This window comes from Erwinia sp. B116, assembly GCF_002865965.1.
Lineage (GTDB): Bacteria > Pseudomonadota > Gammaproteobacteria > Enterobacterales > Enterobacteriaceae > Erwinia.
Window position 1 is genome coordinate 22,134 of sequence record NZ_JRZZ01000002.1, and the last position, 8,923, is coordinate 31,056.

The 8,923-nt window shown below is 62.4% G+C and carries 11 protein-coding genes; 9 read left to right on the plus strand and 2 right to left on the minus strand.

The window, feature by feature from the left end:
• Positions 1 to 7 precede the first annotated feature (7 nt).
• Both NV64_RS01495 and NV64_RS01500 read left to right on the plus strand, forming a co-directional pair.
• A complete protein-coding gene (locus tag NV64_RS01495) occupies positions 8 to 1,219 on the plus strand; it encodes an MFS transporter (protein ID WP_101505168.1) in 1,212 nt (403 codons plus the stop codon).
• A gap of 167 nt (positions 1,220 to 1,386) precedes the next feature.
• Positions 1,387 to 2,601, plus strand: coding sequence for an MFS transporter (locus NV64_RS01500; RefSeq protein ID WP_101505169.1), 1,215 nt, complete (start codon positions 1,387 to 1,389; stop codon positions 2,599 to 2,601).
• A 44-nt stretch (positions 2,602 to 2,645) separates the two neighbouring features.
• Here the strand turns inward: NV64_RS01500 and NV64_RS01505 are convergent, their stop codons facing one another.
• Complete coding sequence (locus NV64_RS01505) at positions 2,646 to 2,975, minus strand: type II toxin-antitoxin system HicB family antitoxin (protein WP_101505170.1); 330 nt, start codon at positions 2,973 to 2,975, stop codon at positions 2,646 to 2,648.
• On the minus strand, positions 2,963 to 3,235 hold the full coding sequence (locus NV64_RS01510; protein ID WP_101505171.1) for a type II toxin-antitoxin system HicA family toxin: 273 nt from the start codon (positions 3,233 to 3,235) through the stop codon (positions 2,963 to 2,965). Before NV64_RS01510 ends, NV64_RS01505 begins: the two co-directional genes overlap by 13 nt.
• A 264-nt stretch (positions 3,236 to 3,499) precedes the next feature.
• On the opposite strand from NV64_RS01510, the gene NV64_RS01515 reads away from it, so the two are divergent.
• The 7 genes from NV64_RS01515 to NV64_RS01540 all read left to right on the plus strand — a co-directional run bounded on the left by NV64_RS01515 (position 3,500) and on the right by NV64_RS01540 (position 8,844).
• On the plus strand, positions 3,500 to 4,285 hold the full coding sequence (locus NV64_RS01515) for a DUF3750 domain-containing protein (protein ID WP_101505172.1): 786 nt from the start codon (positions 3,500 to 3,502) through the stop codon (positions 4,283 to 4,285).
• Between the two features lie 290 nt (positions 4,286 to 4,575).
• Positions 4,576 to 5,742: an acyl-CoA dehydrogenase family protein gene (locus NV64_RS01520; protein WP_101505173.1), complete on the plus strand. Its 1,167-nt coding sequence runs from the start codon at positions 4,576 to 4,578 to the stop codon at positions 5,740 to 5,742.
• Between the two features lie 10 nt (positions 5,743 to 5,752).
• Positions 5,753 to 6,250 carry a nuclear transport factor 2 family protein gene (locus NV64_RS01525; RefSeq protein WP_101505174.1) on the plus strand — a complete coding sequence of 166 codons (498 nt, stop codon included), beginning with the start codon at positions 5,753 to 5,755 and terminating at the stop codon, positions 6,248 to 6,250.
• A gap of 82 nt (positions 6,251 to 6,332) precedes the next feature.
• Positions 6,333 to 6,968: an aromatic ring-hydroxylating dioxygenase subunit alpha gene (locus tag NV64_RS23800; protein WP_233208900.1), complete on the plus strand. Its 636-nt coding sequence runs from the start codon at positions 6,333 to 6,335 to the stop codon at positions 6,966 to 6,968.
• 12 nt (positions 6,969 to 6,980) lie between these two features.
• Positions 6,981 to 7,616 carry an SRPBCC family protein gene (locus tag NV64_RS23805; RefSeq protein ID WP_233208901.1) on the plus strand — a complete coding sequence of 212 codons (636 nt, stop codon included), beginning with the start codon at positions 6,981 to 6,983 and terminating at the stop codon, positions 7,614 to 7,616.
• Complete coding sequence (locus NV64_RS01535) at positions 7,613 to 8,095, plus strand: aromatic-ring-hydroxylating dioxygenase subunit beta (protein ID WP_101505175.1); 483 nt, start codon at positions 7,613 to 7,615, stop codon at positions 8,093 to 8,095. The genes NV64_RS23805 and NV64_RS01535 overlap by 4 nt, the downstream gene beginning before the upstream one ends.
• An 8-nt stretch (positions 8,096 to 8,103) precedes the next feature.
• Positions 8,104 to 8,844, plus strand: coding sequence for an SDR family NAD(P)-dependent oxidoreductase (locus NV64_RS01540; RefSeq protein ID WP_101505176.1), 741 nt, complete (start codon positions 8,104 to 8,106; stop codon positions 8,842 to 8,844).
• The last annotated feature ends 79 nt before the right edge of the window (positions 8,845 to 8,923 follow it).

Below are 8,923 nucleotides of genomic sequence, written 5' to 3' on the forward strand. Positions count from 1 at the left end.
AGAAGAGATGTTCAGAGCCTATCGCGAACTGTTCAGCGCCCCCGGCACCCGTTGGCTGCTGCTGGCCGGGCTGCTGGCGCGCCTGCCGCTGCCGATGACCGGCATCGGTATTATCACGTTGCTGGCCCAGCTGCGCGGCAGCTATACGCTGGCCGGGGCGGTGTCCGCCACCTTTGTGCTGAGCTATGCGCTGCTGTCACCGCAGGTCGCCCGGCTGGCGGACCGCCATTCACAGCATCGCGTGCTGCCGGTTGCCAGCGCAATCAGTCTGGCCGGGATGCTGCTGCTGGCGGCGACCACGTATCTGCAGGCACCGGATGGCCTGCTGTTTGTCGGCGCGCTGCTGGCCGGATTTATGCCCGGTATGTCGGCAATGGTGCGGGCGCGCTGGGCAGCGCTGTATCGTGGCCAGCCGCGCCTGCAGAGCGCGAATTCGCTGGAGACGGTGCTGGATGAGGTGACTTTTATCGCCGGGCCGCCGCTGTCGGTCGGGCTGGCGGTGGCCGCGTTTCCTCAGGCGGGGCTGCTGGCGGCGGCGCTGCTGCTGGCGGGCGGCACCCTGGCCCTGGTGAGGTTGCGCGCTACGCAACCGCTAACGTCTTCAGCACCGACGGCAGCGGTACGCGGTGGCTCGCCGATTGGTCAGCCGGGCGTGCGCCTGCTGGCGCTGCTGATGATGGCGATGGGCATCATCGTGGGCAGCGTCGACGTGGTGAGCGTCGCCTTCGCAGAGCTGAGCGGGCAACCGGCGGCGGCCAGCCTGGTGCTGTCAGCCTATGCGTTTGGCTCCTGCAGCGCCGGGCTGTTGTTTGGTGCGCTGCGTTTGACCACGCCGCTGCACCGGCAGTTGCTGGTCGGCGGGCTGGCCGTGGCGCTGACGACCCTGCCGCTGTGGCTGGCGGCCAGCATCACCACGCTGACGGGCGCGGTGCTGCTGGCCGGTGTGAGCTTTGCACCGACGATGATTATCGCGATGTCGCTGGTGGAACGGCTGGTCGCGGTGGAGAAGCTTACCGAGGGGATGAGCTGGCTGCTGGCCGGGCTGAATATCGGCGTGGCGCTGGGGGCTGCGGTCTCCGGTCGGCTGGTTGATTATTTCGGCTTGCAGGCCGGATTCAGCGTAGCGATCGGGGCAGGCGCGGCGATCGTGCTGCTGGCGATCGCGGGTTCATATCGGCTGGGCGGCACGCAGCGTTACCGGACTGAACGTAATGCGTGATAACCGGCTTCACCGGCCGGTGCGCACCCTCACGGGCTGAGACCTTTTAGGTAGAAAAACCCGTCTGGCTGCTTATCGGGCATTGCCGGCGGTAGACCTCAGGCTCTGTTTTTCATGGGCTGCTTAGGCTTCCGTGGCCTGGTTATATCATACAAAGGATAACGATAATGCCCCTGATTTCCTTATCTGTCGCGCGCCGCCCCTGGCTGGCGGTGGCTGCCGTGGCGCTGTCCACGTTCTCCGTCGTGACCACCGAAATGCTGCCGGTGGGACTGCTCACCTCCATCGCAGAGAGCCTGCAGACCTCCGTGGGGACGGCAGCGTTGACGATGTCACTGCCTGCACTGCTGGCGGCTCTCTTTGCGCCCTGCGTGGTGCTGGCTGCCGGCGATATTGACCGGCGAACACTCCTCGGCGGGCTGCTGTTACTGCTGGTGGTTGCCAATCTTGCCTCGGCCCTGGCGCCGGGAATCGGCTGGTTGCTGGCAGCCCGCGTGCTGGTTGGCTTCTGCATTGGCGGGATCTGGGCCATTGCCGGCGGGCTGGCCGCAAGGCTGGTGGCAGCACCTCACGTCGGGCTGGCAACATCACTGATCTTTGGCGGCGTGGCTGCCGCATCAGTGCTCGGTATTCCTCTTGGCGCGCTGATTGGCGAAATTGCAGGCTGGCGCTGGGCATTTGCCGTTATGGCGCTGTTCAGCGCGCTGGTGCTGATACTGCAGCAGGCATCGCTGCCGTCGCTGCCGGCGATAACGTCCGTTACCCTGCGCCAGTTGGCCGGGCTGGCACGCCGGCCCGCTTTACAGGGCGGGCTGCTGTTAACGCTGCTGCTGGTGGCCGGTCATTTTATGGCCTTCACCTTTGTGCGTCCGCTGCTGGTTTCCTGGTCGGGCTTTGATGCGCGCTGGGTAAGCAGCCTGCTGTTCGCCTATGGCATCGCCGGTATCGCTGGAAACTTTATCGCAGGAACCCTTGCCGCGCGGCGTGCGCTATCGGTGCTGCTGGCGATAGCGACCGGACTGCTGCTGACGCCGTTGCTGTGGCTTAGCGTAGGCGGATCGCCGGTTGCAGGCGGCGCGGTGCTGATGCTGTGGGGCCTGGCCTACGGTGGCGTCTCGGTCGGGCTGATGACGTGGATCGTCAAAACGGCACCCGACGGAGTGGAGATTGCCGCAGCGCTCTACGTCGGGGTGTTTAACATCGGGATTGCGCTAGGAGCCTGGGCAGGTGGGGAGGTGCTGAACGCCAGCGGATTGTCCGGCGTCCTCGGCCTGTCAGCCATCTGTGCGCTGGCGGCGCTGCTGCTGGCGTCATTTATCACGGTTAGCAGGCTGCGCCGTCATTCATCCCTGACTAGCAGTAAATCATTTCCGGTAGAATAAGCGCTCGGGCACACTCTTCCGCCAGTCAGCGCTGGTGATGGTGACTAATGCGTCGCCTTGACCAGCGTATCGCTAATCCACTGGTTGACGCTTTTCCCTGACAGTTCGGCGGCGGCGTTAACCGCCGCATGGATTTCCGGCGGGATGCGCAGGCTGATTTTGCCGCTGGCCGGGCGCTGTGGTTTGATGCCTTGCTCCGCGCAGAAGGCCAGATAGTCATCCACCGCCTCTTCAAATGCGCGGCGCAGATCGGTAACGTTGTCCGCATGGAAGCCGATCACATCGCGAATGCCGACGATATGACCAATCAGGCAGCGATCTTCATCGCTGTACTCAATTCTGGCGGCGTAGCCTCTCCAGGTCATAGTACCCATGGTGTGACTCCAATCGTTTCAAGAAATTTTCTGACGTCGCGTACCTGATAGGGTTTTGACTCTTTCGCCGGATGCGGCCGGTGAAACGTGGCCACCACGCCTTTGATCATAAAGCGTACACGCGACCCTCTGCCTTCAGACACCTCGGCACCCAGTGCCATCAGTAACGCCTCTACTTTTTGCCACTCCAGCGTGCAGTGGGTGGGTGTGGTAAAAATCACCTCGATAGTCTGTAGGTGTTTGCTGCTAAGAAGGTTCATCTCATCCTCCGTGAATGATAACCCCTCCTTTGATATCAAAAAATGATATCACAAGAAGTACGGTAACAGCACTACCGTAGAATGTAAACTCGCCGCAAGGCCAGGCCGAAAAGGGATGATGTTTCGGTTTTGCGGTCTTGCTTCAGGAAAGGGGCGGCACGCCTGGCTGCTGATGGGGAAAAGCGAATCAACGACGACTTTTTGAGTGCATAATTTCGTAAAATACACGATGCTGGCAGGTCACTTTCGCCCGGGAGTTCTACGATGTTTGCACTAAAAGCGCTGAGCCTGACTCTGCTGGTCATTATCCTGCTGTCGCTGGCCGCCAGCCTGACCCGGGCGGCGGGCCATCAGCAACAGAGCAGCGAAGGCTGGGCATCGGCGCGGCGCGATTCGTCCGGGCTGGCGCTCGATCCCCAACGCTTTGCTAATCTGGCGATCGTACAGGTGTATGCCGCACCGACCTTTGGCTGGAAAGGCAAGGTGGCGGTGCATCCGTGGATTATCTTTAAGCGCGCCGGGGAAACCCGTTACAGCCGCTATGAGGTGATCAGCTGGGGCAGCGGCGATAAGGTGCGACTGAACAGCAACCTGCCGGACGGTTACTGGTACGGGGCGCGACCGCGTATTCTGGTCGATCATCGAGGCCCGGCCGCCGAAGCGATGATCCCGGCGATCAAAGCTGCTATTGCCTCCTACCCGTGGCCGCAGACCTATCACGCCTGGCCAGGACCCAACAGCAATACCTTCCTGGCCCATATAGGCCGCGAGGTCCCGTCACTGGAGCTGAACCTGCCGGCGAATGCGCTGGGTAAAGATTACCGCCCGTTGACCCGTCCGGTGGGGTTGCCGCCTTCCGGGCGCGGTTTGCAGGTCTCCCTGCTCGGCGTAGCCGGCGTGACGCTGGGCGCGAAGGAGGGAGTCGAGATCAATCTGCTCGGGCTGAATCTCGGCGTCGGTTTTTCCCCGTTGCAGCTGCGTCTGCCGTTTATCGGCGGACTGGGTGACGACAATCGCCAGAGCGACTCTTCCCTCTCCTCCGTGAAATAGCCCACCGCCGGGGCCCCGGTCAACGGCCCCTTACTTCTGGAAAATGGACGGCCAGCGATAATGTAAGCCATCCGTGCCGAGCCTCTTGTAATCACTGCCGCGAGTGACAGGATTACCCCTCATGCTTGTATGAAAAAACGTCGCTTTCGGGCTAAAGGGCCGTTGCCGATCCGGTCATCCTTACGGGCACCGCTCCCTCCACGCGGTTAAAGCCAGCGCTCCCTCCAACGCGATCGATCTCATCCGTTTAACCCGCCCTGTAAGAGGGGGACGGGAATCAGGGAGGATATGTGCACACTTCTACTTTATCAGCGCAAGAGAACCACGGGGGGGATGTTTCCACGGCTGAACTGTCCCGCCTGTTGGCCTATATCAGGCTGCGTGCCGAAGAATTTGAACGGCAGAAATTTATCAGCGCGGATGTGATTGAGAAATTCCGCTCGCTCGGGGTTTACCGGGCGTTTGTGCCGAAAAAATATGGCGGGATGGAGATGCCGCCCGGCGGGTTCTGCGCCCTGATTGAGCGCATCGCGGCTGCTGACGGCTCCGCCGGCTGGGTGGCGAGCTTCGGTATGAACCCCTTTTACCTCGGTGGATTGCCCCCGGCCGTACTCGATCGGGTCTGGCAGTCCGGCCCTGATGTGGTGTTCGCAGCTGGCCTGTTTCCTTCATGCCCAGCGGCGGTGGAGCCGGGTGGCTTTCGCATCTCCGGACGCTGGAGTTTTGCCAGCGGTTGCATGGGGGCCGATCTGATCGGCGTGGGCATTCAGCCCACCGGTGCGCAGGCCACCGCGCTGCCACGGGTGGCGGTGCTGCCTGCGGCGCAGGTGACCATCGATCCGGTGTGGAACAGCGTCGGGCTGGCCGGTACCGGCAGCCACGACCTGACGCTGGATAACGCCTTTGTACCGGAGGAGTGGACGCTGATCCGCGGCGGGGCACTCAACCTGGAGGGCGTGCTGTATCGCTACCCGGCGCTGTCGCTGGCGACCCAGGTGCTGGCGGTGGTCAGTGCGGGCATTGCCCGCGCCGCGATTGATGAAATCCTGGCGATTGCCGAACGTCAGCGTTCGGTGACCGGCGCGCCGCTGCTGGCCGATCGCCAGTTTGCGCAGATTGCCGTCGCCCGCGCGGAAGCCGGGCTGGCCTCGGCCCGCTGCTGGTTTTACGACGCTATTGAGCAGGTGTGGCAGGTACTGTGTCGGGGCGATGAGCCCGCTTCGCCGCAGGTCAGCGCGCTGCGCCTGTCGTCAACCCATCTGACCCGCACCGCGGCGAAGGTCGCGTCCGCCATGCTGGCGCTTTCCGGAATGGGCGGCATTGCGATGCGCAGCCCGCTGCAGCGCTACGTGCGCGATACGCTGGTGATTACCCAGCATGCGTTTATGGGCGAGCTAACCCTGATCAACGCCGGGCAGATGCTGTTTGGCCGCGCGCCGTTGCCCGGCTATCTGTAAGGAGGAGCGGATGAGCGAGCAATCCTTGCTGATGGCGCGGCTGGCCACGCTGGAAGCCGAAGCGGCGATTCGTCGTCTGGTCAGTGACTATCTGCATCTGTGCGAAAACCTGACCAGCGACGAGGTGGCGCAGGAGGTTGGCCGCCTGTTTACCGCTGATGCGCAGTGGCTGGGCACCGGGCCGCTGTATGCCGCTACGCTGGGCAGCCACTGTGGCCGGCAGGCGATTACCGCCATGATGGCCGGTTACGCCTGCGATCCGCCGCATTTTGTCATTAACGTGCACTTTCTGACCGCTGAATTCATCTCGGTACTGTCGGCAGACAGCGCGGCGGGGCGCTGGAAAATGTGTCAGCTCGCCGCCCTGAGTGATAACAGCGCGTCGGCAAAGGCGGCGGAGCTGTTTATCAATTTTCGTCGGGAGGAGGGCCGCTGGCTGATATCACACTTTTCTACCCGCAATCTGTTTAGCCGCCCGCTGGACTATCTCCATGCTCCGCTGGCCTGAGCCAGTAAGCAAACTGCGGGTAAGACGTCTCCAGGCCAGCGTGGATGTGTTTACGCTGGCCACCATCACAGGAGCCACAATCATGGAACTGATGTTGCACGATAAGACCGCCGCGCCGCCGCTGGCTGAGCGGGTTGAAAGCGATCGCGTACACACTTCGCTGTACACCTCGGAAGCGATCTTTGCCCGCGAGCAGGAGCGGATTTTCCAGCAGACCTGGGTGTGGGTGGGCCACGATAGCGAACTGCCTGAGGCCGGCAGCTTTAAGCGCGCCAGCGTCGGCACCCAGCCGGTGATCGTGGTTCGCGATCGTAACGGGGAAATCCACGTGCTGCTGAACCGCTGCCGTCACCGGGCATCAACGGTCTGCGAGCAGCGGCGCGGTAAAACGCGCAGTTTCGTCTGCCCGTATCACAGCTGGGGCTACGGCCTGGACGGCACGCTGCGCGGTGTGCCGCACCCGGCAGGCTACGGCAACATCCTTAACAAAGCTGCGCTGGGGCTGGTTAGTCTGCGGGTGGAGAGCTACGCCGGGATGATTTTCGCCACCTTTAACCATCAGATTGAACCACTGAGTGATTTTCTCGGGGCGGCGAAGAAGTGGATCGATCTGTTTATGAAGCAGGGGGCCGGTTATCCGCTGGAGGCGACCTCTTCTCTGCGTTTTCGTTTTCCGGGCAACTGGAAAATTCAGCTGGAAAATACCACCGACAGCTAACATTTTCCGGTAGTGCATAAATCCTTTCTCAGCTCGGTCGACCGGCAGACCAAAGAGATGCTGGATTTTGTTGGTGGACCCGGCTATGTCGAGTCGCTGGGCAACGGGCACAGCGTGATGGTGATGATCCCCGATCGTATCGATCTCGATCACAACCCCGACCCGGAGATCCCCGGGCGTTTTCTCGATCTGGCTACTCAGCTGCGCGGGGAAGGGCATGATGAGGCGGCGGTGCGGCGTATTGTGCATGCGGTAGGAGGAAGCGGTTTCAACCTCAATTTGTTCCCTAACGTCGCGTGTTCCCTGTCGTTTTTCCGCGTGTTGCAGCCGATATCGGTGTGCGAAACGGAGGTTCACCACGTTGCACTGACCATGAAGGGCGGGCCGGCGTGCGCCAACCAGGTGCGGCTGCGGCTGCATGAACACTTTCAGGGGCCGATGGGTTTCGGCACCACCGACGATGCCGAAGCCTGGGAGCGGGTGCAACAGGGGGCAGAAGCGGAAGAAAGGCTGTGGATCATGCTGAACCGCGGCCTGCCTGGCGAACGGCCAACGGCAGATGGGCAGCGGAGCGACGTCAGCGCGGAAACCGGTATGCGTTGCGCCTACCAGCAGTGGAAAAAAATGATGACGGCGGAGGAAGTATGAGCGAACGGCAGCAGGTTTTATCTGCGGCGATCGGCTTTATAAACGACGAAGCCGATCTGCTGGACCGCGGAGCATTTCACCACTGGCTGGCGCTGTGGCACCCCGAAGGGCTGTACGTGGTGCCGATTGATCCGGCCACCGAGGATTTTGCGAATACGCTTAACTACGCGCTGGATGACCAGCAGATGCGCGAGAAACGCGTTAAGCGTCTGTGCAGCGGCGAGGCGATTTCCGCCACGCCGCAGGCACGTACCATTCGCATCAGCGGGCGGCATCATCTGCTGTCTGCCAGCGAACGGCGCGTTGATCTGCGCTGCGCCCAGTCGCTGTGGGTGCAGCGAAAGGGGCTGACGCATCACACGGTAGCAGATGTCAGCTACCAGCTGGTGCCGCAGGGGGACAGTTTTTTGATCCAGCAGAAGGTGGTAAGGCTGATCAACGCTGAAGACTATCTGCTGGCAATAGGTTACATCCTGTGAGGCCGCCGATGAGTCAGGTGGCGCTGGTGACCGGGGCGGCTTCCGGCCTCGGCGCGCTGATCTGCCGTGCGCTCTGGCGCAGCGGTTATGCTGTTGCATTCGGCGATCTGTCGCTGCAGGCCGCGCAGCAGGCGGCAGAGGCGATCGACCCGCAGGGTGAACGCACGCTGGGGCTAAAGCTGGACGTTCGCCGGCCGGAGGATTTTACTGCCGCCATCGGACAGATCACCGCACGTTTTGGCGGGCTGCAGGTGCTGGTTAACAATGCCGCGCTGACGCTGGCTACCCCGGTGATGGAGATTGAAGCCGACGAGTTCGATCGCGTTATTACCACCAACCTGCGTGGCACGTTTCTGGGGTGCCAGCGGGTCGGGCGCTATTTTGCTCAAGAGCATTACGGACGCATCATTAATCTGGCTTCGCTGGCCGGGCAGAACGGCGGCACGGCTTCGGGGGCGCATTATGCCGCCTCGAAGGGGGGGATCATCACCCTGACCAAGGTGTTTGCCCGCGCGCTCAGCGGCGATGGCGTTACCGTGAATGCCATCGCGCCCGGCCCGCAGGATCTGCCCTCGGTGCGCGCGCTGGTGCCGCCGGAGAACCTGCCGGCGCTGCTGGCGGCTATTCCGGTGCATCAGCTGGGCGATCCGGAGTTTGTCGCGCAGATGGTGCTGCTGCTGGCGTCCCCCGCCGCCGCCTCGGTCAGCGGTGCGACCTGGGATGTTAACGGTGGCCTGTTTATGCGCTAGCCAGGAGCCCCGTTCCGGGGCATTCTGGACTGCCTGACTGCCTGACTGCCTGACTGCCTGACTGCCTGACTGCCTGACT

Coding starts and splice junctions, on each gene's coding strand:
- NV64_RS01525 (WP_101505174.1), top strand. CDS start 5,753: ATGAGCGAGCAATCCTTGCTGATGGCGCGGCTGGCCACGCTGGAAGCC.
- NV64_RS01540 (WP_101505176.1), top strand. CDS start 8,104: ATGAGTCAGGTGGCGCTGGTGACCGGGGCGGCTTCCGGCCTCGGCGCG.
- NV64_RS01510 (WP_101505171.1), bottom strand. CDS start 3,235: ATGAACCTTCTTAGCAGCAAACACCTACAGACTATCGAGGTGATTTTT.
- NV64_RS23800 (WP_233208900.1), top strand. CDS start 6,333: ATGGAACTGATGTTGCACGATAAGACCGCCGCGCCGCCGCTGGCTGAG.
- NV64_RS01515 (WP_101505172.1), top strand. CDS start 3,500: ATGTTTGCACTAAAAGCGCTGAGCCTGACTCTGCTGGTCATTATCCTG.
- NV64_RS01495 (WP_101505168.1), top strand. CDS start 8: ATGTTCAGAGCCTATCGCGAACTGTTCAGCGCCCCCGGCACCCGTTGG.
- NV64_RS01500 (WP_101505169.1), top strand. CDS start 1,387: ATGCCCCTGATTTCCTTATCTGTCGCGCGCCGCCCCTGGCTGGCGGTG.
- NV64_RS01535 (WP_101505175.1), top strand. CDS start 7,613: ATGAGCGAACGGCAGCAGGTTTTATCTGCGGCGATCGGCTTTATAAAC.
- NV64_RS01505 (WP_101505170.1), bottom strand. CDS start 2,975: ATGGGTACTATGACCTGGAGAGGCTACGCCGCCAGAATTGAGTACAGC.